The sequence below is a fragment of the Streptomyces sp. NRRL S-646 genome (genome assembly GCF_000720765.1).
In the GTDB taxonomy this organism is placed as follows: domain Bacteria; phylum Actinomycetota; class Actinomycetes; order Streptomycetales; family Streptomycetaceae; genus Streptomyces.
In genome coordinates, this window is sequence record NZ_JODC01000007.1 from 659,383 (window position 1) to 684,564 (window position 25,182).

Sequence of the window (25,182 nt, forward strand, 5' to 3'; positions counted from 1 at the left end):
GACGGCCGACCGACGGGGGCTCAGCGGGTGTGCGGCACCGCGATCGCCGTCGCCACCAGCCCCCGCCGGACGGTCCACCGACCCTCGAAGCAACCAAGCCGACGGCCGCCGAGCAACACGCCGGAACACCGGCGGCCAGGGCAGCGGGAGTGCGGCACCGCAATCGCCGTCGCCACCAGCCCCCGCCGGACGGTCCACCGACCCTCGAAGCAACCAAGCCGACGGCCGCCGAGCAACACGCCGGAACACCGGCGGCCAGGGCCGAGCCGGCGGCCGCCGACCAGCGGGCCGGGGACGAGGAGTTGGGCGCGGAAGCCGCCGTGCAGCCGCTCGTCGGGGTCGGCGAAGACCTCGATGTCGGCCTCGGCGAACTCCAGCCACAGTCCGGTGAGGGGGAACCACGCCTTGTAGACCGATTCCTTGGCGCTGAACAGCAGCCGGTCCCAGTGGACCTCGGGGTGCCGCACGGCCAGGCGGCGCAGCCTGGCCGCCTCGGCGGGCAGGGCCACCGCGTCCAGGACTCCGTCCGGGAGTGGCCGGTGGGGTTCGGCGTCGATGCCGACGGAGGCAAGGTCGGTGGCGCGGACCAGGGCGGCGGCACAGTAGCCGTCGCAGTGGGTCATGCTGCCGGCCAGGCCGGGCGGCCAGCCCGGTGCGCCGCGTTCGCCGGGCAGCAGGGGCTGCGCGGGCACGCCGAGCTTCTCCATGGCGCGGCGTGCGCAGGCCCGTACGAGGGCGAACTCGCGGCGGCGCTTGTGCACCGCCTGCGCCACGACCTCGGCCTCTTCGGGGTACAGCGGCGCGGGCTCGCTCCCGTCGTCGCCGTGCACCTCCACGGCCACCACCTCGTCCGGCAGCAGCTCCTCGATCACCCGGCCCCGACCTCCTTCGACAGCACACGGCGCAGTTGCCCCGGCGGCTGCTGCCGCTTGCGCCATTCGCGGGGGTAGCCGACGGACACCTCCTCGAAGCGGACACCCTCGTGCCAGGTGGTCCGCGGGATGTGGAGATGCCCGTACACCATGGTCTCGACGCGGAAGCGGCGGTGCCAGTCGGCGGTCAGTTCGGTGCCGCACCACATGGCGAACTCCGGGTGCCACAGGACGTCGCAGGGGTGCCGGTCCAGCGGGTAGTGGTTGACCAGGACGGTCGGCAGGTCGGCGGGGAGCGCGGCGAGTCTGGCTTCGGTCTCGGCGACCCGGGCCCGGCACCAGGCCTCGCGGCTCGGGTAGGGGTCGGGGTGCAGCAGGTACTCGTCGTTGCACACGATGCCGGTGCCGTGCGCGTACTCCAGTCCCTGCTCCTTGGTGGTGCAGCCGGCCGGGAGGAACGAGTAGTCGTAGAGGAGGAAGAGCGGTGCGACGGCCACCGGGCCGCCCTGGCCCTCCCACACCGGGTAGGGGTCCTCGGGTGTCGTCACGCCGAGTTCGCGGCACATGGCGACCAGGTGCTCGTAGCGGTCGACGCCGCGCAGGGTGACGGGGTCCGACGGATGGGTCCACAGCTCGTGGTTGCCCGGTGCCCAGACGACCTTGCGGAAACGGCTCGCAAGCGTCTTCAGGGCCCAGCGGATGTCGGCCACGTTCTCCGAGACGTCGCCGGCCACGAGCAGCCAGTCCTCGTCCGACTCGGGGCGCATCTCCTCGACCAGGGCGCGGTTCTCGGCGTATCCGATGTGCAGGTCGCTGATGGCCAGCAGCTGTCCGGCACCACCGGCCGTCGACGTCACCTTCCGCCCCCTCCGTACACGCTGCGCACCCGCGCACTCACGAATGGGACCACGAGAACACATTTCCCGGCTTCCCGACAAGGCGGCAAGATCCTTGAATCCGTAACACGTACGTTGCACGCGCGGCCTCTGGGAAGCCGTATGATCGCCCCAACACCACCGCCATGAACTTCCCTTCATTCAAGGGCGGTTTGGTGACCCTCCAACTCCCCTGCCCGGGCACGGGCTGCTCAGCCGTGCCCGCGAACCGTGAAAGGACGGCCCTGCATGGTCTCTCGCGTACGCGTCTGGCTCAACCGCACGTACGCGGAGAACGTGTTCTTCATGGATCAGCTGCGGCGAAATCCCAGCGATCGGGCCGTGGAGATCCATGCGACGCACGGGGACGCGGACTCCCCCGTGCTGGCCGCCGCCGACACCGCCGATCTGGAGCCGGAGGGCCTGTCCCCGGCCGCGTACGTGGAGTACGCCCTCGACCAGTGCCAGCGGCGCGGCATCGACGTGTTCGTGCCCCGGCTGCAGCAGTCGGCGATCGTGGCGCACCGCGCCGACTTCGAGGCGGTCGGTACGGCGCTGCTGGCGCCGCCTCCTCAGGCGGTGGCCGTCTTCCACGACAAGGTGATCGCGTACGAGGCGGTCCAGGCGATCGGGGTGCCCGTGCCGCCGTGGTGGCGGGTGCGGACCGCGAGTGAACTCGTGGCCGCCGTGGAGGAGTTGGAGGCGGGCGGGCACAAGGCGTGCTTCAAGCCGGCGTCGGGCGCGGGCGGCGTGGGCTTCCGCATCGTCACGCGCGCCCCCTTCTCGCTCGTTCACCTCAACGGCTTCCCGGGCCCGCATGTGCCGCTGGATCTGGTCGTGGAGGCGCTGCAGCAGGCCGACGAGCCGGTCGACTGGCTGGTGATGCCGCGGCTGGAGCAGCCGGAGGTCTCGGTGGACTGCCTCACCGGGCCGGACAACCGGGTGCGGCTGGCGATCGGGCGCACCAAGAACGGCCGGCGGCGCGGGTTCACGCTGCACGAGCAGTGGCTGGAGCCGGCGCGGCGGATCGCGGAGGGGTTCGGGCTGCACTACCTGTCCAACATCCAGTTCCGGATGTTCGGCGACGAGCCGGTGCTCATGGATGTCAACACCCGCCCGGCGGGTGGCCTGCATCAGCTGTCCCTGTGTGGCGTCAACGTCCCTTGGGCAGCAGTGCAGTTGGCGCTCGGCGAGGACCCGGGTGAGATGGCTCCGCCGTTCCTCGGGCAGGACTACACGGTGGTGTCGGGGCCGCGGCCGCTGCGGGCGGTTTCGCTGCCGCAGCAGAGGGTCGAGGCGGAGCCTCTGCTGCCGGCGGTGCCTGCGCCCGTCGACTCCGTCGAGGTCTCGGCCCAGGTACTGCCGCTCTAGGTTGGCCACGCGGCGGAGCCGCAAATCGACACAGCACCGCGCCCTGATCGGGGCGCTCCCACTCACCGGTATGGACCAATTCCGTCCTTCTCCTTGACAGGCGGATTGGTCCATACCAACTTGGTTGCGCACCCCTCTGCAGTTCTCTCTGCACTCCCGAACACCCCCATTCCTCCAGGGAGATCGCGTGCGCAACACACTCAGACGTTCCAGACATCGGCTCCTCGCCCTGCTCGGCTCCGCCGCTCTCGCGCTCGCCGGAGCCATCGCCCTTCCCGGTACGGCCCAAGCGGCCAACATCCTGACGAATCCCGGCTTCGAGTCGGGCAGTCTCTCCCCCTGGACCTGCACCGGCAACCTCGGTTCGGTCGCCTCCTCCCCCGTGCACGGCGGCTCCAAGTCCCTTGCCGGGGCGGTGAGTTCGAGCGACAACGCGCAGTGCAGCCAGACCGTCTCCGTCCAGCCGAACACCACGTACTCGCTCAGCGGGTGGGTGCGCGGCTCCTACGTCTACCTCGGCGTGAACGGCGGCGCCTCCACCTGGACGACGTCCCCGTCGGCGTACAGCCGGCTGACCGTCTCCTTCACGACCGGCGCCTCGCAGACCAGCGCCACGATCTACGTCCACGGCTGGTACGCCCAGGGCACCTACTACGCCGACGACATCAGCCTCGACGGCCCCGGCGGCGGGGGCGGCGGCTCGGACACCCAGGCGCCGACCGCGCCGACCGGGCTGACCTCCACCGGGAAGACCTCGTCGAGCGTGTCGCTGAAGTGGAACGCCTCGACGGACAACGTCGGCGTCACGGCGTACGACATCTACAGCGGCTCGAACAACCTGCTCACCGTCTCCGGTACGTCCGCCACGGTCAGCGGGCTCTCGCCGAGCACGTCGTACACCTTCACCGTCAAGGCACGGGACGCGGCCGGGAACACCTCCGGGGCCTCCAATTCCGTCTCCGTCACCACGGACGCGGGCGGCGGTGGCGGCACCGGATTCAAGCAGGCCGCGCCCTATCTGTACGAGGGCTGGGGCGACCCGCCGAGCCCTTCGACGGTGATGAGCGCGACCGGCATCAAGTGGTTCACGATGGCCTTCGTGCTGGACTCCGGCGGCTGCACCCCGGCCTGGGACGGCAGCCGGCCGCTGACCGGCGGCGCCGACCAGTCCGCGATCAACGCCATCCGCTCCGCCGGCGGTGACATCGTGCCGTCGTTCGGCGGCTGGCAGGGCAGCAAGCTCGGCGCCAACTGCGCCTCCGCCAGCGCGCTCGCCGGGGCCCTGCAGAAGGTGATCGACGCCTACTCGCTCAAGGCGATCGACATGGACATCGAGAACTCCGACGAATTCGAGAACGAGGCCGTCCAGGCGAAGATCCTCACCGCCCTGAAGACGGTCAAGGCCAACAACCCCGGCCTGAAGACCATCGTCACCTTCGGCACGTCGACGACCGGCCCGACGTACTACGGCAACCGGCTCATCGAGCAGGCGCAGTCGCTGGGCGCGAACATCGACGTCTTCACGATCATGCCGTTCGACTTCGGCGGCGGCTCCGACATGTACGGCAACACCGTGAACGCGGCGGAGGGCCTGAAGGCCAAGCTGAAGTCGACCTTCGGGTGGGACGACGCCACCGCCTACTCCCACATCGGGATCTCCGGCATGAACGGCCTGTCCGACCAGCAGGAGACCACCACCCCGGCGATCTGGACCCAGATCAAGGACTGGGCGAACTCGCACCACATCGCCCGGCTCGCCTTCTGGTCGGTCAACCGTGACCGGCCGTGCCCGGGTGGCGGTGTGGTGAGCAACTGCTCCGGCATCAGCCAGAACAACTGGCAGTTCACCTCCATCACGGCCGGCTTCACCGGCTGAGTGGCCTCCGGGCGGCGGCCGGTCCCACGAGGGCCGGCCGCCTCGGCGCATCAGAAGCGGCCCGACCCCCGGTACAGCTCCAGCTCCCCCTCCAGCTCCACGGCGAGCACAGTCGCGTACGGGTCCAGGTCCGCCTGCGCCGGCGGGTCGATCCACAGCACCCCCACCGCGTCGTGCAGCCCGCCGACCACCCGGTGGGCGAGCTCGGTGCCGGTGCCGAGGACGGTGACCTTGCGGACCCCCGTCGCCAGCCCCCGGACGCCGATCTCGGCGCGGGGGATGTCGAACAGGGTGAGGTAGAGGGTGCGGCGGTCGGCGGAGAGAGTGCTGGGCCCGTAGTGGTGCCCGGCCGGAAGCCCGCGCACCGTGCCGTACACCGCCTCCGCGTGCCTGCGGATCCACTCCCCCAACCCCTCCAGCCGCTCGACCTGCGGCTGCGGGATGGTGCCGTCCTCCATGGGGCCGACGTCGAGGAGCAGATTGCCGCCCCCGCCGATGGTCTCGGTGAAGTAGCGGATCAGCTGGGCGAGCGACTTGTGGTTGTGGTCGTGGTGCTGGTAGCCCCACGAGTCGTTGATCGTCAGGCACAGCTCCCAGGGGCCGTCCGGCGGCACGATGGGGGCGCCCTGCTCAGGCGTCGCGTAGTCGCCCTCGCTGAGCATGCGGGCGTTGAAGACGACGTCGGGCACGTACGAGCGGATGAGCGCGGCGAGTTCGGGGATGCGCCACTGCTCCTCGCTGCGGTCCCACTCGCCGTCGAACCACATCAGGTCGGGCCGGTAGCGGGAGGCCAGTTCGCGGATCTGGCCGTCCCGGTAGGCGATGAACCGCTCCCAGGCGTCCAGGTCCTCGGCCTCCGCCGCGACCTCCGAGTAGCGGTTGTCCTCCTGCTCCGGCGGGCGGCCCGGCTTGCGCGTGGACGCGTAGTCGGGGTGGTTCCAGTCGGAGTGGGAGTAGTAGAAGCCGACCTTGAGGTCCTTCTCGCGCAGGGCCTCGGCGTACGGGCCGAGATAGTCCTTGCCGAGGTTGAGGTCGCCGTACTCCGTGTCCCACAGGGCCACGCCGTCGTGGTGACGGCTCGTCAGCACCGCGTACTTCGCCCCGGCGCGGGCGAACAGGTCCGCCCACGCCTTCGGGTCGTACTTGGCGCCGGTGAAGCGCTCCAGCTGGGACATGTACCGGTCGTGCGGCACGATGTCGTCGTAGAACGACCAGGACTCCTGGACGCCGTCGACGGCGTAGATGCCCCAGTGGACGAAGATCCCCAACTTGGCGTCGGTGAACCACGGTTGCATGGGCACGGGTCAGCCCCTCCGCAGCCGGAGCGTCAGGATCTGGAAGGGGCGGAGCGAGACCGGGACCGTGCCGGCTTCGACGTCCGCGTCCTCCAGCGGGCGCTCCAGCAGGTCGGTGACCTGGGCGCCGGCGAGCGGGAAGCCCGTGCGCAGGACGCCCTGGGCGCGGCCGCCGCGGGACTCGTAGAGCCGGACGACCACGTCGCCGGACTCGTCGTCGGCCAGCTTCACGGCCTCGACCGTCACACCTTCCCCGGCCACCGACACGACCGGCTCCGGCGTGCCCGCCGAATCCGCCACCCGCAGGGGGAGGTTGAGGGCGTAGCCCTCCGCGACCGCGTCCTCGATGCTCGCGCCGGGGAGGAGGGAGTAGACGAAGCGGTGGCGGCCCTGGTCGGCCTCCGGGTCCGGGATGCGCGGGGCGCGGACCAGGCTCAGGCTGACCCGGGTCGTCGTACCGCCGTCCTCGCGGACCGTGCGGGAGACGTCGTGACCGTAGGTCGAGTCGTTGATGACCGCGACGCCGTAGCCGGGCTCGGCGATGTGCACCCAGCGGTGGCCGGAGACCTCGAAACGGGCCGCCTCCCAGCTGGTGTTGGTGTGTGTGGGCCGCTGGATGTGGCCGAACTGGATCTCAGCGGAGGAGTGCGGGGCGCGGATGTCGACCGGGAAGCCCGCCTTGAGGATCTTCTCGGCCTCGTGCCAGTCGATGTCGGTCTCGAAGTCGATACGGGGGCTGCCGGCGCGCAGGGTGATCGTCTGGGTGAGCTTGGAGCCCTTGCCGAAGCTGCGCTCCACGCGGATCGCGCCGAGCAGCGGGTCCTCCTCGACGACCGCGACCGAATCGGCGTCCAGCAGGTCGGTGTAGCGGTTCTTGTAGTGCTTGTCGATGTCCCAGGCGTCCCAGTAGTTCGGGAGGTCGGTGTGCAGACGGAGCAGATTGCCCTTGTCGGCAAGGACCTCGCGGCCTCCGGCGCGCAGATCGCGCACCGAGGCCAGCGTGCCGTCCTCGGCCACCTCGACGCGCACCAGGCCGTTGTCGAGCACCCGTCCGGCCACCGTCACCGCCTGCGGCGACTCTGCGGCCGCGAGCGGGGCGCTGCCGCTCGCCGGCACCTCGACGTACGTCGGTGCGCCCTCGGCCGTACGCACGACCTCGGCCCGGTCGAAGGGGCTGGTGTTGAAGACCCGGGCCGCGCCACCGCCCAGCGCGGTGACCGCCTCCGCCGTCAGCTCCTCCAACTCCTTTGCCACACGGGCGTATTCGGCCTCCGCCTCGCGGTGCACCCAGGCGATCGACGAGCCCGGCAGGATGTCGTGGAACTGGTGCAGCAGCACCGTCTTCCACAGCCGGTCCAGCTTCTCGTACGGATAGGCGTAGCCCGGCGCGTGCAGTGCGGCCGTCGTCGCCCACAACTCGGCCTCGCGGAGCTTGTGTTCGGAGCGGCGGTTGCCCTGCTTGGTGCGGGCCTGGGAGGTGTAGGTGGCGCGGTGCAGCTCCAGGTAGAGCTCGCCGTTCCAGACCGGGGCGTCCGGGTACTCCTCGCGGGCCTTGGCGAAGAAGTCGTCCGGGTGCTCGACGACGACCTTGGGCGAGCCCTCCAGGTCGGCCAGCCTGCGGGCGCGTTCCATGATCTCGCGGGTGGGGCCGCCGCCGCCGTCGCCCCAGCCGAAGGGGGCCAGCGAGCGCGTACCGGCGCCCTTCTCCTGGTAGTTGCGGACCGCGCGGTCCATCTCCTCGCCGCTGAAGCGGGCGTTGTAGGTGTCGACCGGCGGGAAGTGGGTGAAGATGCGGGTGCCGTCGATGCCCTCCCACCAGAACGTGTGGTGGGGGAACTTGTTGGTCTGGTTCCAGGAGATCTTCTGGGTGAGGAACCACTCGTTGCCGGCGAGCTTGGCGAGCTGCGGGTATGCGGCGTTGTAGCCGAAGGAGTCCGGCAGCCAGACGCCCTTGGTCTCGATGCCGAAGTGCTCGATGAAGAACCGCTTGCCGTGGACGAGCTGGCGGGCGATCGCCTCGCCGCCGGGCAGGTTGCCGTCGGACTCGACCCACATGCCGCCGACCGGCGCCCACTGGCCCTTCTTCACGGACTCCTGGATGCGCGCCCAGACCTTGGGGTAGTTGTCGCGCACCCACTCGTACTGCTGGGCCTGGGAGCAGGCGAAGATGAAGTCGTCGTACTCGTCGGCGAGCGAGGTGACGTTGGAGAAGGTGCGGGACGTCTTGCGCTTGGTCTCGCGGATGGGCCACAGCCAGGCCGAGTCGATGTGCGCGTGGCCGACGCCGGAGACGGTGTGGGCGCTGGCGTGGGCGGGCTTGGCGAGGACCGGCGCGAGCACCTCGCGGACGGCGGCGGCGCTGCCGGAGACGTCGTCCAGGTCGAGGGCGTCCATGGCCCGGTCCAGGGCGTGCAGGATCTCGTGCCGGCGCGGCTCGTGCTCGCCGAGGTGGACCATGAGCTCGCGCAGTACCTGGAGGTCCAGGTCGAGGTGGAAGACCTCCTCGTCCAGGACGGCGAGGTCGGCGCGCCGGAAGGTGTACAGCGGCTTGTCGCCGGCCGTCAGGATGTCGCCCATGGGGGTGGGCTCGGAGAAGTTGTTCGCCAGGATGTCCGGGTTCGAGGCCGCCTCGACCAGGTAGTCGATCTCCTCACCGCCCGTCGCCGGGTTGGCGATCGCCACGTACTGGTTGAGCGGGTTGACCGCCTTCAGCGGCGTCCCGTCGGTGAGGTGGACCAGGGCTTCTGCCTGGTTGCCCGGCCAGTCGCCGACGAAACCGAGGTCGATGACCGCCTCGACGCGCCGGCCGGCCCACTCGGCGGGCACCTGCCCGCGCATCCGGAACCAGGTCGTGCCCCAGGGCGGCCCCCACGGGGTGTCCATCGCGAAGGGCTCGTACGAGGCAGCCGCGGCCTCCTCGAACGGGACCGGCTCGCCCGGCGCCTGCCAGGCTTCGACCGTCAGGGGGACGGTGGCGGCGTAGACCGCGGTCTTGATGCGCTGGGTGTGGAGGCGCTCGGCGCGCTCCTCGATCCGGCGGCGTTCGTCGTGCATGGGAAGTCTCCAGAAAACCAGGGAGCCGAGAGGGAGGGAGGGAGCGGGCGGGCAGCGGGTCGGGCGGACGGGCGGTCCGAGGACGGGCAGGGAGAAAGCGCTTTCCGGTGGCGTGCCTACCTAAGGTACGCCAGTCCGGGGTGCACGTCGGTGTAGCCCTCGACCAGCCGTCGGGCCACGTTCACGGAGTCGACCAGCGGGTGCAGTGCGAACGCCTTCACAGCCGTCGTACGGGAGCCGGACTCGGCAGCGGCCAGCACCTCCCGCTCGACGGCCTTCACCGCGCAGACCAGGCCGGTGGCGTGCTCGGGCAGCGGGGCGACGGCGACCGGGTGCGCGCCGTTGGCGTCGACCAGGCACGGGACCTCGATGACGGCCTCGGCGTCGAGCACCGACAGGGTGCTGCGGTTGCGGACGTTGAGGATCAGGGTGGTGCGCTCGTCGCGGGCGATGGCCCGCATCAGGGCGAGGGCGACCTTCTCGTAGCCGCCGGAGAGGTCGTCGGCGTCGCGTTCGCCGGCGCCGGCACTCTCCCGGTTCTCTGCCATGTACGTCGCCTCGCGCTCGGCGCGGGTGCGGTCCCAGGCCGCGAGGGCGTGTGCGCCGGGGTCGCGCATCTCCTCGTAGAAATGGGCCTGCTGGTCGCGGAGGAAGGCGCCGCGGGTCTTCTCGGCCTGCTGGTAGGCGCGGACGGCCTCGCGGTTGAAGTAGTAGTAGTGCAGGTATTCGTTCGGGATCGCGCCGAGGGACTGGAGCCAGTCGGCGCCGAAGAGCTTGCCCTCCTCGAAGGAGCCGAGCAGGTCCGGGTCGGCGAGCAGACGCGGGAGCTCGTCGCGGCCGGCGATGTGCAGTCCGCGGACCCAGCCGAGGTGGTTGAGGCCGACGTAGTCGATCCACGCCTCCTTCGGGTTCCCGCCGAGCACGCGGGCGATACGGCGGCCGAGGCCGACCGGCGAGTCGCAGATGCCGATGACGCGGTCGCCGAGATGGCGGGACATGGCCTCGGTGACCAGGCCGGCCGGGTTGGTGAAGTTGATGACCCAGGCGTCCGGGGCGAGGCGCGCGACCCGCTGAGCGATGTCGACGGCGACCGGGACCGTGCGCAGGCCGTAGGCGATGCCGCCGGCGCCGACCGTCTCCTGGCCGAGGACGCCCTCCGCGAGGGCGACGCGCTCGTCGTTCGCCCTGCCCTCCAGGCCGCCGACGCGGATCGCAGAGAACACGAAGTCGGCGCCGCGCAGCGCCTCGTCCAGGTCGGTCGTGGCGGTCACCTCGGGGGCGTCCGCCATCTGCGCGGCCTGCTCCGCGAGGACGCGGGTCACCGCGGACAGCCGGCCCGCGTCCAGGTCGTGCAGGACGACCTCGGTGACCCTGCCCTCGCCGCGGTCGCCCAGCAGGGCCCCGTACACGAGCGGCACGCGGAACCCGCCGCCGCCCAGAATCGTCAGCTTCACCGGGTCCCTCCGAAGCATTCGCCCTTTGGGCGGACATCTGCCCACATGAACGAGTAGGCTCCACGCAGTGCGTTGCGAGAACCAAGCACGCGCTGCCTCCTTGCACTTGTTCCAAGAACCCGGGCTGGTTTCAACCCGGCTGGTGTTGATCGCGTAAGACTCGATCGCTCACTGAGCGTTCGCGCAGCGTGAGCCAGGAATCTCCTTCGACCACGAGGGAGAGGATTCAACCTTGCACCTTTCCTGCCACGACCACCTCGACGCGGGCCTCCTCCAAGGAGGCCCGCGTTGCTGCGTCGACCGGCGCGTTCGTCACCACCACGTCCAGGTCCTCGGGACCGCAGACCTTCGCCATCCCCGTACCCGGGAACTTCGCCGCGTCGGCGAGCAGCACCACCTTGTCGCTCGCCTTGATCATGGCGCGCTTGACCGGCACCTCGACCACCGTCGTGTCCATCACCTGCCCGCCCGGACGCACTCCACTGGTGCCGAGGAAGAGCCAGTCGGCATGCAGCTGGCGCAGGTTGTCCTCGGTGAGGAAGCCGACCAGGGAGCGGTACTCGCGGCGGACCATGCCGCCGAGCAGCACCAGCTCGATGCCCTCGTCGTCGGCGAGCTCCTCGTAGACCACCAGGTTGCTGGTGATCACGGTGAGGCGGCGGCCGTGCAACTGGCGGGCGAGCCGGAAGGCGGTGGTGCCGATGTCGAGCAGCACCGACTGGCCGTCGGCGACCATCGCCGCGGCGTGCGCGGCTATGGCGTCCTTCTCGGACACCCGCACCTCGGCGACCTCGGCGAAGGGCTGGTCGCCCTCTTCCACCACGGCGCCGCCGTGCACACGGGTGAGCAGGCCGTCCTCCTCGAGCTTGACCAGGTCGCGCCTGATCGTGGCGGGGCTCACACCCAGCTGCTCGGAGAGGTCGGTCACAGCCGCGGGCCCGCCGGAGCGCAGGGCCCGCAGGATGAGTTGGTGTCGTCGTTCTGCCAGCACGGCGTGAACACTACTCGTCATCTTCAATCAAATCCATGCTCAGTTCTGCTCGGGTATTGACCAATCTCGTGGATCAGCGCACGATTCCGGTCATCGAAAATGACGAGTTTTGACGAGAGGCTGTTTCGCGTGGACGACGACAGGCCCGACGTGCTCCTGACCGGGCTGCTCTTCTACGACCTCGTCCTCACCGGGCTCGGGAAACCGCCGACGCCGGGCGAGGAGATCTGGACGGGCGGGATGGGCTGCGGCCCCGGCGGCATCGCGAACCTCGCGGTGGCCGCGTCCCGGTTCGGTCTGCGCACCTCGCTGGCCACGGTCTTCGGCGACGACTTCTACGGCGAGTACTGCCGGGACGTCCTGTGCGACCAGGAGGACATCGACCTCTCGCTCTCCCGCACCGCGGACGCCTGGCCCACCCCCGTCACCGTCTCGCTCGCCACCGGTCACGACCGGGCCCTCGTCACCCACGGCCAGGAACCCCCGTACTCGCAGGACACGCTGATGGGCGACCCGCCCGAGGCGCGCACCGCCCTCGTGCACCTGGAGGCCGAGCCCCGCGAGTGGCTCGCCAAGGCCGCCGCGAACGGCACCCGGATCTACGCGGACGTCGGCTGGGACCCGACCCAGGAGTGGTCCACCGACCTCCTCGACCAGCTGAAGCTGTGCCACGCCTTCCTGCCCAACGAGGCCGAGGCGATGGCCTACACCCGCACCGACACCGCGGTCGCCGCGCTCGGCACGCTCTCCGAGCTGGTGCCGGTGGCCGTGGTCACGCGGGGCGGCGACGGCGCCGTGGCCGCCGACCAGATCACCGGCGAGTACGCCGAGGTCCCGGCCCTCGACGTCGACGTCCTGGACGCCACGGGCGCCGGGGACGTCTTCGGCGCGAGCTTCGTCGCGGCCTCGCTGGGCGGCTGGCCCCTGGAGGAACGGCTGCGGTTCGCCGTCCTCGCGGCCGGCCTGTCCGTCCGGCACCACGGCGGGGCGCTCGCCGCTCCCGGCTGGTACGGCGTCGACCGCTGGTGGCGGTCGCTGAAAGATCCCGCACTGCGGCGCGCGTACGGCTTCCTGGCCGACCGGATCCCGGCCGACCCCGGACCGCCGGTGCAGCACGCCCCTGTCACCCCGCCCGCCCACACGCCCGTCGGCCCACACGCCTGAGAACGGCGGCAGTGACCCTCGAACCCCCTCTCCACGTCGAACAGGAACAACAGGAGTGACCCGTGGACCTTTCTCGTAGAGGCTTCCTCCAGGCCGCCGCGCTCACCGCGGCCGCTTCCGGCCTGACCGTCGCATGCGGCGGCAGCTCGGGCTCGGGCGGCACCAAGAACGGCAAGGACCTCACCTTGTGGTACTGGGGCGGCGCGCTCAGCGACAAGGTGGTCGCGGAGGCGAAGACCCACTTCAGCAGCACGGTCAAGCTGACCTCCGCCTCCATCGGCGGCGACTTCAAGCAGAAGCTCACCACCACCATCGCGGCGGGCACCTCCGTGCCCGACATCACCGGCATCAAGGGCGAGGACATAGCGTCCTTCCTGCCCAACGCCTCCCGCTTCCTCGACCTGAACGACCTGGGCTTCAAGAAGCTCTCGTCCCAGTACCTGGACTGGAAGACCAAGCTCGCCCAGACCGAGGACGGCAAGCAGATCGGCTTCCCGATCGACATCGGCCCCACCGCGCTGTACTACCGCGAGGACTTCTTCGCCAAGGCCGGGGTGCCCACCGACCCCGACAAGGTCGCCGCCCTGGTCAAGACCTGGGAGGACTACTTCACGCTCGGCACCGAGCTGCAGAAGAAGAACCCCGGCACCTACCTGGTCAACAACATCGGCTCCATGTTCGACATGACCGTCGGCCAGGGCACTCAGCGGTTCATCGACAAGAACAACCACTTCATCGGCGACCAGGACCACATCCGCGCCGCATGGACCACGTCGGTGCGCCCCTACACCCTCGGCCTCGACGCCAAGATCAACGACAACACCTGGAACGCCGCCGTCGGCAAGACCCTCCTCACCGAGCTCGGCGCGGCCTGGCACGCGCTGGACATCGAGCAGGCCGCCCCGCAGACCAAGGGCAAGTGGCGGGTGTGCGCGATGCCCGTCGGACCGGCCAACCAGGGCGGCTCCTACCTGGCGCTGCCCAAGCAGTGCCGCAACCCCGAAGAAGCGTTCAAGATCATCAGCTGGATCCTCAGCCCCGCCAACGACGCCCGCGGCTTCACCGACGCCGCCATCTTCCCCGCCGCCCCCGCCGCCTACACCATGCCGGCCATGACGGGCCCCGACGCCTTCTTCGGCGGACAGAAGATCATCGAGGTCTTCGGGCCGGCCGCCAAGGCCGTGCCGCTCGCGTACGAGGCGCCGGCCGACGCCGCAGTCATGGCCCCCTACAAGACGGAACTGACCAACATCGAGGCCAAGGGCAAGAAGCCCGACGACGCCTGGAAGGACGCCGTCAGCCAGGCCAAGCAGATCGCCCGCCGGCAGGGGGTGAGCTGAGGTGTCGTCCCCTCCGGTCACCGGCTCCGCCGAGGTGCCGCAGCGCCTCGGCGGGCCGGGCCCGGCCCGGTTCCGCCCGCGACGCACACCGCCCGCGGGCACCGCTCGGCCCAGGCGGCGCGGGCCGCTGTCGTACTGGCGGCAGTACCTGGCGATCTCACCGTTCTACCTGATCTTCGCCGCGTTCTCCTTCTTCCCGGTCTTCTACTCGCTGTACCTGGCCTTCCAGCGCTGGGACGGCATGGGCACCATGCAGTTCGTGGGCCTGCAGCAGTTCAGGTTCCTGTGGGACGACCCGGTCTTCTGGCTGTCGATACGCAACACCCTGGTGATCTGGGTGCTGTCGACCGTGCCCACCCTCTTCGGCGCCCTGATGCTGGCGACGCTGCTGCACTCGGTGCGCCGCTTCAAGGGCTTCTACCGCATCGCGCTGTACGTCCCGAACGTCACCTCGATCGTCGCCGTGGCGATCTTCTTCGGCGCGGTGTTCAGCAACAACTTCGGTCTGGTCAACGCGATCCTGGGCATGGTCGGCATCTCGCCGGTTCCGTGGCTGAGCAACCCGTGGCTGATCAAACTGGTCATCGCGCTGCTGATGACCTGGCAGTGGACCGGCTACAACATGATCATCTATCTCGCCGGTCTGCAGGCGATCCCGAACTCGATCTACGAGGCGGCGAAGATGGACGGCGCGGGCCCCATCCGCACGTTCTTCCAGATCACGATCCCGATCATGCGGCCGATCATCCTGTTCACCGTCATCATCTCGACCATCAACGGTCTGCAGAGCTTCAGCGAACCCCAGGTCCTGTTCGGCAGCAACGCCGCCAACGCGAACCTCGGCGGCCCCGGCCAGGCGGGTCTGACCACGTTGCTGTACTTCTACCAGTCGGCCTTCCTCAACAACGACTACGGCTACGGCGCGGCCATCGTGTGGGCCTTCTTCGTACTGATCATCGTCCTCGTCGCCGTCAACTGGCGCATCACCACACGAGGGAGGAAGGCATGACGGCAGTGGACACCGCGCGGCCGGCCACGGGCGGCAGGCGGCTGCGCCGCCCCAGGGGCCTGACGGCGCACATCATCCTCGTCGTGGCCGTCCTGATCTCGGTCTTCCCCTTCGCGTGGACGATCGTCATGGCGACCAACACCACCCAGGACATCTACAAGAGCCCGCCGAAGTTCACCTTCGGCTCCCATCTGCTGGAGAACATCCGGCATGTGCTGAACACCATCGATTTCTTCGGGTCGATGCTCAACACGGTGATGGTCGCGACCGTCACCACCGTCCTGGTGCTGTTCATCGACTCCCTGGCGGCCTTCACCTTCGCCAAGTTCGACTTCCCCGGACGCAAGCTGCTCTTCGGCACGCTGCTGCTGTTCATGATGCTGCCGCTGCAGCTGGCGATCCTGCCGCAGTTCATCCTCATGTCGAAGATCGGCTGGGTCGGCATGCTCAAGGCGCTGGCCCTGCCCTCCCTGGCCAACGCCTTCGGCATCTTCTGGCTGCACCAGTACATCCAGAACGGCGTTCCCGACGAACTCCTCGACGCCGCGCGCATCGACGGCGCCGGGTTCTTCCGCCAGTACTGGAACATCGCACTGCCGATGATCAGGCCCGCGCTGTCGTTCCTCGCCATCTACGCCTTCGTCAACTGCTGGAACGACTACATCTGGCCGCTGGTCGTGCTCACCAACCCGGGCCATGTCACGCTCCAGGTGGAGCTCGCCGAGCTCAACGTCGGCCACACCACCGACTACAGCATGGTCATGGCCGGTGTGCTGATGGCGGCGCTTCCGCTGGTCATCGTGTTCAGCATCTTCGCCCGCGGGTTCATCGCGGGGGCGACGGAGGGGGCGGTGCAGGGAAGCTGACCCGACGTGCCGCGCCGCGATGGGGGTCCCCGCTCGAGCGAAGCCGAGAGTGGGGGAGCGACCAGCCACAGCGGGCCTGCGGCCAACAACCGGCAATCGGCCCCGAGCTCTTGGATCTCGGCCATGCCGGTGCAGCAGGCACGAACGACGAGGGAGGCAGACAGTGAGGGACGCCGAGGGTCGGCACGGCAAGGTACTCGTCGTGGGCATGGACGGCCTGCGCTACGACCGCCTGACCCGCTCGCCGTCCAACGCGCCTGTGCTGCACGGCCTGATGGCCGCGGGCGCCGTGGGCACCAGCCTGCTCCCCTACGGCGAGGCCGACGGTCAGTCCGAGCACGGGCCGTCGACCAGCATGGCCTACACCGACTCCGGGCCCGGCTGGTCGAGCATCCTGACCGGGGTGTGGCCCGACCGTCACGGTGTGAGGGGCAACGACTTCGCCGGCGCCGACTACGCCCGTTACCCCGACTTCCTGACCCGCGCCGCCGCAGTCCGCCCCGGTCTGCGCACCGCGGCCGCGGTGTCCTGGCCGCAACTGGTCCGCCGCGGCGTCCTCGGCCCCGCCATCGACCGGCGCCGGCGCTACAACGGCGAGTTCCGCGGCTACCGGACCGCGGACCGCCGCGTTGCCCGCACCGCCCTGCGCTGGCTCACCAAACACGACCCGGACGTCGTGTTCGTGTACTTCGGCGCGACGGACGAGGCCGGCCACGACACCGGCCCGCTCTCCCCCGCCTACGACCGAGCCCTCCTCGCCCAGGACGCCCACCTGGGGCGGCTGCTGGAGGCGATCGACGCCCGGCGCAGCGACCCGCGCCGCGCCGACGAACGCTGGACCGTGCTGGTCACCACGGACCACGGCCACCTCGACACCGGCGGCCACGGCGGCGACACGCACGCAGAACGGGAGGTCTTCGTCATCCTGGCCGAGCCCGGCAGGCCCGACGGCTCCCTCCTCGACTCACCCCGCCTCATCGACGTCGCCCCCACCGTCCTGGACAGGCTCGGCATCCCCGTCGACCCCGCCTGGGGCCTGCAGGGCCGCGTCCTCCCCCGGCCCACCGCACCGACTTCGGACAGGTCATGACCGACGCACTTCCCGCCGATCCCCTGATCGCCCTCCGCCCCTGGCAGGCACCCGAGGTGACCTCCTGGGGCCGCCTCCCCATGAACGCCGTCGACCGGCGCTCCGGAGCCCTCTCCCTGGACGGCGACTGGCGTTTCCAGTTGCTTCCCGCTCCGGACGCGCCGGTCGGCGGTGACTGGTCCTCGTCGTACGTCCCCGGCGTCTGGACCATGCAGTCCGCCGGCGCCGGCGACCTGCCGCAGTACACCAACGTCCGCATGCCGTTCGCCGACTTCCCGCCCGGCTCACCGGACGCCAATCCGACCGGCGTCCACGAGCGCGAGGTGGACGTCCCCGCCGACTGGGCCGGACGCCGGATCGTGCTCCAGGTCGGGGCCGCCGAGAGCGTGCTGCTGGTGCAGGTCGACGGGCGGCCCGTGGGAATCTCCAAGGACTCCCATCTGGCCGCCGAGTTCGACCTCACGGACGTGGTGCGGGCAGGCGAGCGGTCGGTCGTACGGCTCACCGTCGTGAAGTGGTCGGACGCCTCGCACATCGAGGACCAGGACCAGTGGTGGCACGGCGGCATCACACGCTCGGTGCTGCTGTACGCGACCGATCCCCTGCACCTGGCCGACGTGACCGTGCGGGCGTCGTACGACGGCGAGCTGCGCGTCGACTGCCGGGTGCGGGATGCGCGCGGTGCGCTGCCCGACGGGTGGTACGTCAGCGGCGAGCTGGAGGGTCGACTCCTCGGTCAGGACCGGGAGTTCGACCGCGCCAACGCCGAGGACGAGCGCGTCTCCGACTTCCTCGGCGAGGCCCGCATCCACACCACCGTCCCCGAGGTGCGCACCTGGAACACCGAGACGCCCGAGCTGTACGACCTGACCGTCCGCCTGCACCGCGCCGACGGAACGGTCGCCGACACCTCGCGGCACCGCATCGGCTTCCGCGACGTCGAGATCGTCGGACGGGACCTGCTCGTCAACGGCGAGCGGGTGTTCATCCGGGGCGTCAACCGGCACGACTTCCATCCGCTCACCGGCCGCACGGTGTCGTACGAGGACATGCGCGCGGACCTCGTCCTGCTGAAGCAGTTCGGTTTCAACGCGGTCCGCACCTCCCACTACCCGAACGACCCGACGCTCTACGACCTCGCCGACGAGCTCGGCTTCTACGTCGTCGACGAGGCGGACATCGAGTCCCACGACCACGCCCACGAGATCGCCGACGACCCGCGCTATCTGGGCGCCTTCGTGGACCGGGTCTCACGGATGGTGCTGCGGGACAAGAACCACCCGTCGGTCATCATCTGGTCGCTGGGCAACGAGTCCGACTACGGCGCCAACCACGACGCGGCCGCCGGGTGGGTACGGCGGCACGACCCGACGCGGCCGATCCAGTACGAGGGTGCCGCGAAGCTGGACTGGGCGGCGACGGACGACGCGTCCGACATCGCCTGCCCGATGTACGCGCCGTTGGAGGACTGCGTCGCCCACGCGCTGTCGGGCCGGCAGACCCGGCCCCTCATCCAGTGCGAGTACTCGCATGCGATGGGCAACAGCAACGGCACTTTGGCGGACCATTGGGCGGCCATCGAGTCCACGCCAGGTCTTCAGGGCGGGTTCATCTGGGAGTTCTGGGACCACGGAATTCTGCAACGCGTGAACGACGGAAGACCGGCCGGGCGCGCGGGCGCCGGACTGTATGACAACGGTGTCGCCGCGCCCGGCCACCGCTGGGCGTACGGCGGCGACTTCGGCGAGACGATCCATGACGGAGCGTTCATCGCCGACGGAGTCGTCTTCCCGGACCGCACCCCGAAACCGGTGCTGTACGAGCACCGGGAGATCGCGGCGCCGGTGCGCATCGAGTGCTTCAAGCACGAGGGCATCGTGCTCGGCAACCACCAGCACTTCCGGGGCCTGGACTGGCTGTCCGGTGAGTGGGAACTGTCCCTCGCCGACGGCCGCACGCTGACCGCCCCCGCCGAACTGCCCGCCCTGCGGCCCGGCGAGACGGCCGCCGTGCCACTGCCCTTCGACCTCCCGCGCGACGGCGGCGAGGCCTGGCTGACGCTGCGGGTGACGACCGCGCAGGACCAGCCGTGGGCGCCGCGCGGCACGGACATCTGCGCGCCGCAGGTCCGGCTGCGCGGACCTTCCGTGTCCTGGGAGGTCCCCGTGGACGGCGCCGTCGAGGTCGACGACGAGGGCCTCCTGGTCCATCCGCTGCTGACGGCCGCCCCCACGCTCTCCCTGTGGCGGGCGCCCACCGACAACGACGAGCTCGGCGGCATCGCGCTGCGCTGGCGGACCTGGGGACTCGACTCGCTCGTCCGCAAGGTCGTGTCGGTACGGCAGGACGGCGCCCGGGTCACCGTGGACGCCGAGTACGCGGGCACGGTCGGCGTCGTACGGCACCGGCAGGTGTTCACACCGGTCGAGGGCGGCATCCGCATCGACGAGGAGGCCGAGCTGCCCGACGAGTTCCACGATGTGGCGCGGGTCGGCTCGGTCTTCGAGACAGTGCCGGGGCTGGACCTGCTGGAATGGTTCGGGCAGGGTCCGTGGGAGTCGTATCCCGACCGGAGCGTCGGCGCACCCGTCGGCCACCACTCCGTGCCCGTCGACGCGCTGTTCACCCCCTATCTGCGTCCGCAGGAGAGCGGCGGCCGGCACGGTGTACGGCACTTCACGCTGTCCGCGGCGGATGCGACCGGCCTCGCGGTCGTGCTGGACGAACCGCGCCAGGTCTCCGTCACCCGCCACCGCGCCGAGGACCTGACCGCCGCCTCGCACCACGACGAGCTCGTGCCGCGCTCAGGGTGCGTGGTGCACCTCGACGCGGCGCACCGGGGGCTCGGCACGGCGTCGTGCGGCCCCGACACCTCCGCCCCGTACCTGATCCCGCCGGGTGTCCACCGCTGGAGCTGGACCCTGCGCGTGCTCTGAACCCCCCGCCTTGCCCCGCCTCACCTCCCGCCTTCCAGTCCTATGTCACATGTGACATGTCACATCCCACGGAGCACACGTGTGCACTTCGCATGACCACAACCAGGGCGAGGCCGCACAGGCCGGTGCCGCACGACGCAGTTTCCTCAGAGCCACCGCCCTCCTCGGCGCCGCCGCCGGCGCCGGGGTCGCGCTGCCGGCCGTCGCGGAGGCGGCTACGGCGAGCACAGACAGCTGGCGGCCCGACGCCCACAGCCGTCGCTTCACGCTCGCCGTCATGCCCGACACCCAGTACCTCTTCGACGGGCCCAGCATCGACAAAGCACCGGTCGAGGCCTCCCTGCGCTATCTGCTGCAGCACGGCAAGGACGAGAACATCGTCTTCCTGTCCCACCTCGGCGACCTCACCCAGAACGGCGCCAAGGACGAATTCGCAGCGATCAGCGAGGCGTTCGGGCTGCTGGACCGCAAGGGCGTCGGCTACAGCGTCCTGGCCGGCAACCACGACGTGAGGTCCTCGACGGACGACCAGCGCGGCTCGACGCCGTACCTGGACGCGTTCGGGCCGCAGCGCTTCAAGGGGAAGAGGACGTTCGGCGGCGCGTCCGACGACGGCTACAACACCTACCACCTGTTCAGGGCGGCCGGGCGCGAGTGGCTGGTGCTCGCGCTGGACTGGCGGCTGTCGGCGAAGGGGTACACCTGGGCGAAGGACGTGCTCGCCAAGCACCCGAGGACGCCGGTCATCCTCACCACGCACGAACTCGTCGTCGAGGACGACCAGTTGTCGGCGTACGGGCAGCAGCTGTGGGACCAGCTGGTCGAGGAGCACGACCAGATCTTCCTCACCCTGAACGGCCACTACTGGCCCGCGGGCCGCGCGACCCGCAAGAACGCGGCGGGCAACGAGGTGCACCTGCATCTCACGAACTACCAGAACCGCTACTTCGGCGGCGCCGCGATGATCCGCCTCTACCGCTTCGACCTGGACCGGGGCGTCATCGACGTGGAGACCGTCTCCCCGTGGATCCTCGGCCGGGCGGGCAAGGGCCTCAACGAGCTGGAGCGGCAGGAGATCGAGCTGAGCGGTGACGCGGACCGCTTCTCGGTGGAGATCGATTTCGAGAAACGTTTCGCCGGATTCGCCCCGGTCCCCGCACGTCCGGCCCGCCCCGCCTCGAAGGTCGTCATCCCCGGCACGGTCGCGTACTGGCGATTCGACAGCCACGAAGACAGCGGCGACGCCACGCCGGTCGGCGGCACCGTCCGTGACCTGTCCGGGCGCGGCAACGACCTCACCCTCGTCACGGTGGGCGGCGGCGCCCTCACCTGGTCGTCCGACCACCACCCCGACCAGCCCGGCCACGGCAGCCTGGAGTTCCAGGGCTTCAAGTCGCCGCTCAAGGGCGCGTACCTGAGGACGGTCGACGGCGCCCCGCTCAACTCGGCGACGTTCAAGGACGGTTACACCATCGAGGCGTTCTACCGTCTGCCCGCCGACTGGGACCCGGACCACCACGCCTGGTCCGGCATCGTCAGCCGCACCGGCACGGGCGGCGCGGCGGGCAAGACCGCAGACGACCCCGACGAACCCCTCGCCACCCTCTCCCTGTCCAACGACCGCGAACCGCAGTGGGCGATGCGCCCGCTCAACCAGCAGGGCATCGCCACCAACTGGGGCCAGGAGACCCCGCTGGAGACCTGGTGGCACCTCGCGGTGGTCAACGACGGCAAGTACACGACCCTCTACGTCGAGGGCTGCCCGGTCGTCCGCAACCCGAAGGCCGCCGCGACCGGCATCACCTCCGTCGGACTGCCGTGGCTGCTCGGCGGCTACGAGTACGCGGGCAAGATCGACCAGATCCTGCACGGCCGCCTCGGCGACGTCCGGATCGTCTCCCGGGCGCTGCCCGTCACCGCCTTCATGAACCACTGACCCGCGACAGGGATTCACGATGACCGAGCAGCAGCTGCCCGCCTGGGCCGACCCGTCCGTCTCCCCCGCCCACCTCGACGCCCAGGGCATCTCCCGCCGCGGGCTCCTGCGCCGCGCAGGCATGTTCGGGGCGGCCTTCACCCTCGGATCGGTGGCCACCCCCGCCTTCGCCGCATCCTCAGGGCCCCGCTTCGGCGGCGACGACCCGCGCCTCGCCTACCTCGTCGGCGACCACCACGTCCACTCCGTCTACAGCCACGACGCCAAGTACACGTTCTCCCAGCAGGCACAGGCCGCCGCCAAGTACGGCCTGGACTGGATGGTGTTCAACGAGCACTCCAACTTCGGGCACGCCCACTACGGCGCCGCCCTGGAGCACCAGGAGATCCTCAAGGCCCGCGCCGAGAACCCGCGCCAGCTGATCTTCCAGGGCCTGGAGTGGTACATCCCGGCCGCCGAGCACTGCACCGTGTTCGCCGCGCCCGGCCCGAACGAGGTCGACCTGCTCACCCAGTTCGAGCTCGCCTACGACGGCAAGCTCCTCGGCTACACCGACGGCTCAGCGACCGGCACCGACACCGCCCGTAACGAGGCGCACGCCGTCAAGGCCATCAAGTGGCTGGCCGAGCAGCGCGATTCGGGCTACGTCGACGACGTCCTCGTCCTCGCCAACCACCCCCTGCGCCTCGGCATCGACTCCCCGCACGAGATGCGCAACTGGCGTGACGCGGCCCCCGAGATCATGATCGGCATGGAGGGCGCACCCGGCGCCCAGGGGGCGGCCATCCCCGGCTGGCGCGGCGCCACCTCGATCCGCGGCGAGTACGAGAACAAGCCGTCGGCGCAGTCCTGGGCGGGCTACCCGGCGGACGCGTATCTGACGTACGGCGGCTTCGACTGGGCGACGGCGACCGTCGGCGGCCTGTGGGACTCGATGCTGGCCGAGGGCCGGCTGTTCTCGATCACCACCAACTCCGACAACCACCGCACGGTCTTCGACACCTGGAAGAACGGCGACTGGCCGACCGGCCAGAACTTCGACAACACCGGCAAGCTGCCCGACCCGGTCAGCACCGACACCCCGCAGCCCGGCAGCGACTTCTGGCCGGGCGAGTTCAGCCGCACCCACGTCGGCGTGACCCGCTACGGCTACCGCGCCGTGATGGCGGGCCTGCGCGCGGGCCGCGTCTGGCTCGACCACGGGCATCTGCTCGACGGCCTCGACGTCCGCCTGAAGCGGGACTGCGACGCGGGCCGGGGCGTCACGCTCGGCGGACGGCTGCGGGTCCGCAAGGGCGAGAAGATCACCCTGTACGTCACCGTCACGACCGCCTCGCGGGCCAACCCACAGGGCATCCTGCCCGAGTTGGCGCACGTGGACGTCATCCGGGGCGCGGTGCGCGGCCCGGTGACCGACCGGGACGGCTGGAAGGCGCCCGACACCAAGGTCGTACAGACGAAGGACGTGTCCGGCCGGAAGGGGACGTACACCCTGCGCATCCCGCTGACCGCCGGGGACGAGTCCTTCTACGTCCGGCTGCGCGGCAGCGACGGCAACCGCCACGGGGCGGGGTACCTGGGCGCCTCGATCGACCCTCACGGGCCGATTCCGCACGAGCCCGGCAACGGTGATCCGTGGGCGGACACGTGGTTCTACTCGAACCCCGTTTTCGTCGACGTGGCCGGAGCCTGACCGGCCGTCCACTCGTACCGCCAGGTCACGAAGTGATCCATCGCGTCGTACCGTGGCCGCATGACCGGTGAAGAGTCGTTGCGGCCACAGTCCCTGCTGCTCACTTTCCTGGGTGACCAGGTGCTGGGGCGGGACGTCTGTGTGTACTCCGGCAGCGTGATCGACGTCTTCGCGCGTGCCGGGGTCGGTGAGCAGGCGACCCGCTCGACGCTGACCCGGATGGTCAAGCGGGGGCTGCTGCGCCGCCAGCGCGAGGGCCGCAAGATGTATTTCGGGCTGACCGAGCACTCGGCGGCGGTGCTGCGGGACGGCGAGCACCGTATCTGGCAGACCGGCGCGGTCAACCGGCACTGGGACGGCACCTGGACCCTGCTCGGGTTCTCACTGCCCGAGTCCTGGCAGCGTCAGCGCCACGATCTGCGCTCCAAGCTCACCTGGAGCGGTTTCGGCCCGCTGTTCAGCGGTCTGTGGATCGCGCCGGGCGAGGTCGACGTGGCGGAGCTGGTGACCGAGCTCGGGCTCGCGGCCCATGTGAAGGTCTTCCGTGCGCATGCCGACGCCGGGATGGACATCGGCGCGATGATCGAGGAGACCTGGGAACTGTCCGAACTGGCCGCGGGTTACGAGGAGTTCGTGCGGCGCTGGGAGGTCTGGGAGCGCCGGCTGCCGGACGCCGACGACGCCCTCGCCCTGCGGCTGCGGCTGCAGGCCGAGTGGCTGCAGGTCATCCGCCGCGACCCGCGCCTCCCGGTCAAGCATCTGCCGGACGACTGGCCCGCGGAACGGGCCGAGAAGACGTTCCGGGCGGTGTACGACCGGCTCACACCGCTCGCACGGGAGGCCTCGGAGCGCCTTCTCGACCTGATGCCCGTACGCCCCGATCAGGCGTAGAAGCGCGACAGGCTCTGCAGTACGGCCGCGGGCTTCGTGCCGCCCTCGATCTCGATCGTGCCGTCCACGGTGATCTGCACGCCGCCCGGTACCTCCTCGACCTCCGCCAGCTTTCCGACCAGGCGGATACGGGAGCCGACCTTCACCGGGGAGGGGAAACGGACCTTGTTCAGGCCGTAGTTGACCTTCGTGGTGACTCCCTGGACGTCCAGGAGTTCGGTGAACAGGGGGATGAAGAGGGAGAGGGTGAGGTAGCCGTGGGCGATCGGGGCGCCGAAGGGGCCCTCCGCGGCACGCTCGGGGTCCACGTGGATCCACTGGTGGTCGCCGGTGGCGTCGGCGAAGGTGTTGATGCGCTCCTGGGTGACCTCGATCCATTCGCTGGTGCCCAGGTCGCTGCCCGCGAGCTTCTTCAGTTCGTCGATGCCGTTGACGGTGACGCTCATGTAGCTGTCCTTACTCGGGAGTC

At 70.3% G+C, this 25,182-nt stretch carries 18 protein-coding genes; 11 read left to right on the forward strand and 7 right to left on the reverse strand.

Annotation, left to right across the window (positions count from 1 at the left end):
* Positions 1-20: 20 nt before the first annotated feature.
* Together IH68_RS0118505 and IH68_RS0118510 are read right to left on the reverse strand one after the other, a co-directional pair.
* On the reverse strand, positions 21-872 hold the full coding sequence (locus IH68_RS0118505; protein ID WP_078912504.1) for a 4'-phosphopantetheinyl transferase superfamily protein: 852 nt from the start codon (positions 870-872) through the stop codon (positions 21-23).
* Positions 869-1,729, reverse strand: coding sequence for a metallophosphoesterase family protein (locus IH68_RS0118510; protein WP_030936443.1), 861 nt, complete (start codon positions 1,727-1,729; stop codon positions 869-871). Before IH68_RS0118510 ends, IH68_RS0118505 begins: the two co-directional genes overlap by 4 nt.
* 267 nt (positions 1,730-1,996) lie before the next feature.
* Between IH68_RS0118510 and IH68_RS0118515 the strand changes: the two genes are divergently transcribed.
* Positions 1,997-3,118: an ATP-grasp domain-containing protein gene (locus tag IH68_RS0118515; protein WP_030936445.1), complete on the forward strand. Its 1,122-nt coding sequence runs from the start codon at positions 1,997-1,999 to the stop codon at positions 3,116-3,118.
* Positions 3,119-3,305: 187 nt separating this feature from the next.
* Positions 3,306-4,994 (forward strand): carbohydrate binding domain-containing protein, encoded by a 1,689-nt coding sequence (locus tag IH68_RS0118520; RefSeq protein WP_030936448.1) that lies wholly within the window; start codon positions 3,306-3,308, stop codon positions 4,992-4,994.
* Positions 4,995-5,044: 50 nt separating this feature from the next.
* On the opposite strand, the gene IH68_RS0118525 is transcribed toward IH68_RS0118520, so the two are convergent.
* The 4 genes from IH68_RS0118525 to IH68_RS0118540 all read right to left on the reverse strand — a co-directional run bounded on the left by IH68_RS0118525 (position 5,045) and on the right by IH68_RS0118540 (position 11,788).
* Positions 5,045-6,295: an alpha-L-fucosidase gene (locus tag IH68_RS0118525; protein ID WP_030936450.1), complete on the reverse strand. Its 1,251-nt coding sequence runs from the start codon at positions 6,293-6,295 to the stop codon at positions 5,045-5,047.
* Positions 6,296-6,298: 3 nt separating this feature from the next.
* Positions 6,299-9,343 carry an alpha-mannosidase gene (locus IH68_RS0118530; RefSeq protein ID WP_030936453.1) on the reverse strand — a complete coding sequence of 1,015 codons (3,045 nt, stop codon included), beginning with the start codon at positions 9,341-9,343 and terminating at the stop codon, positions 6,299-6,301.
* 116 nt (positions 9,344-9,459) lie between these two features.
* Complete coding sequence (locus IH68_RS0118535; protein ID WP_030936455.1) at positions 9,460-10,797, reverse strand: 6-phospho-beta-glucosidase; 1,338 nt, start codon at positions 10,795-10,797, stop codon at positions 9,460-9,462.
* A gap of 226 nt (positions 10,798-11,023) precedes the next feature.
* On the reverse strand, positions 11,024-11,788 hold the full coding sequence (locus IH68_RS0118540) for a DeoR/GlpR family DNA-binding transcription regulator (RefSeq protein WP_030936459.1): 765 nt from the start codon (positions 11,786-11,788) through the stop codon (positions 11,024-11,026).
* Between the two features lie 129 nt (positions 11,789-11,917).
* Between IH68_RS0118540 and IH68_RS0118545 the strand changes: the two genes are divergently transcribed.
* The 9 genes from IH68_RS0118545 to IH68_RS0118585 all read left to right on the forward strand — a co-directional run bounded on the left by IH68_RS0118545 (position 11,918) and on the right by IH68_RS0118585 (position 24,713).
* Positions 11,918-12,952, forward strand: a complete 1,035-nt coding sequence (locus IH68_RS0118545; RefSeq protein ID WP_030936461.1) for a carbohydrate kinase family protein — start codon at positions 11,918-11,920, stop codon at positions 12,950-12,952.
* 62 nt (positions 12,953-13,014) lie between these two features.
* A complete protein-coding gene (locus IH68_RS0118550) occupies positions 13,015-14,292 on the forward strand; it encodes an extracellular solute-binding protein (RefSeq protein ID WP_030936463.1) in 1,278 nt (425 codons plus the stop codon).
* A 34-nt stretch (positions 14,293-14,326) separates the two neighbouring features.
* Positions 14,327-15,301: a carbohydrate ABC transporter permease gene (locus IH68_RS0118555; protein ID WP_199931894.1), complete on the forward strand. Its 975-nt coding sequence runs from the start codon at positions 14,327-14,329 to the stop codon at positions 15,299-15,301.
* Positions 15,298-16,167 carry a carbohydrate ABC transporter permease gene (locus IH68_RS0118560; protein ID WP_030936468.1) on the forward strand — a complete coding sequence of 290 codons (870 nt, stop codon included), beginning with the start codon at positions 15,298-15,300 and terminating at the stop codon, positions 16,165-16,167. Before IH68_RS0118555 ends, IH68_RS0118560 begins: the two co-directional genes overlap by 4 nt.
* 163 nt (positions 16,168-16,330) lie before the next feature.
* Positions 16,331-17,257 (forward strand): alkaline phosphatase family protein, encoded by a 927-nt coding sequence (locus IH68_RS0118565; RefSeq protein WP_030936470.1) that lies wholly within the window; start codon positions 16,331-16,333, stop codon positions 17,255-17,257.
* Positions 17,254-20,193, forward strand: a complete 2,940-nt coding sequence (locus tag IH68_RS0118570) for a glycoside hydrolase family 2 TIM barrel-domain containing protein (protein WP_030936472.1) — start codon at positions 17,254-17,256, stop codon at positions 20,191-20,193. The genes IH68_RS0118565 and IH68_RS0118570 overlap by 4 nt, the downstream gene beginning before the upstream one ends.
* 79 nt (positions 20,194-20,272) lie before the next feature.
* Positions 20,273-22,129 (forward strand): LamG-like jellyroll fold domain-containing protein, encoded by a 1,857-nt coding sequence (locus tag IH68_RS0118575; protein ID WP_030936475.1) that lies wholly within the window; start codon positions 20,273-20,275, stop codon positions 22,127-22,129.
* Between the two features lie 19 nt (positions 22,130-22,148).
* Positions 22,149-23,822: a PHP domain-containing protein gene (locus tag IH68_RS0118580; RefSeq protein WP_030936485.1), complete on the forward strand. Its 1,674-nt coding sequence runs from the start codon at positions 22,149-22,151 to the stop codon at positions 23,820-23,822.
* A 60-nt stretch (positions 23,823-23,882) separates the two neighbouring features.
* On the forward strand, positions 23,883-24,713 hold the full coding sequence (locus IH68_RS0118585; protein ID WP_030936487.1) for a PaaX family transcriptional regulator C-terminal domain-containing protein: 831 nt from the start codon (positions 23,883-23,885) through the stop codon (positions 24,711-24,713).
* On the opposite strand, the gene IH68_RS0118590 is transcribed toward IH68_RS0118585, so the two are convergent.
* Positions 24,704-25,159 carry a MaoC family dehydratase gene (locus IH68_RS0118590; RefSeq protein WP_030936488.1) on the reverse strand — a complete coding sequence of 152 codons (456 nt, stop codon included), beginning with the start codon at positions 25,157-25,159 and terminating at the stop codon, positions 24,704-24,706. The two genes, IH68_RS0118585 and IH68_RS0118590, sit on opposite strands and share 10 nt — an antisense overlap.
* Between the last annotated feature and the right edge of the window lie 23 nt (positions 25,160-25,182).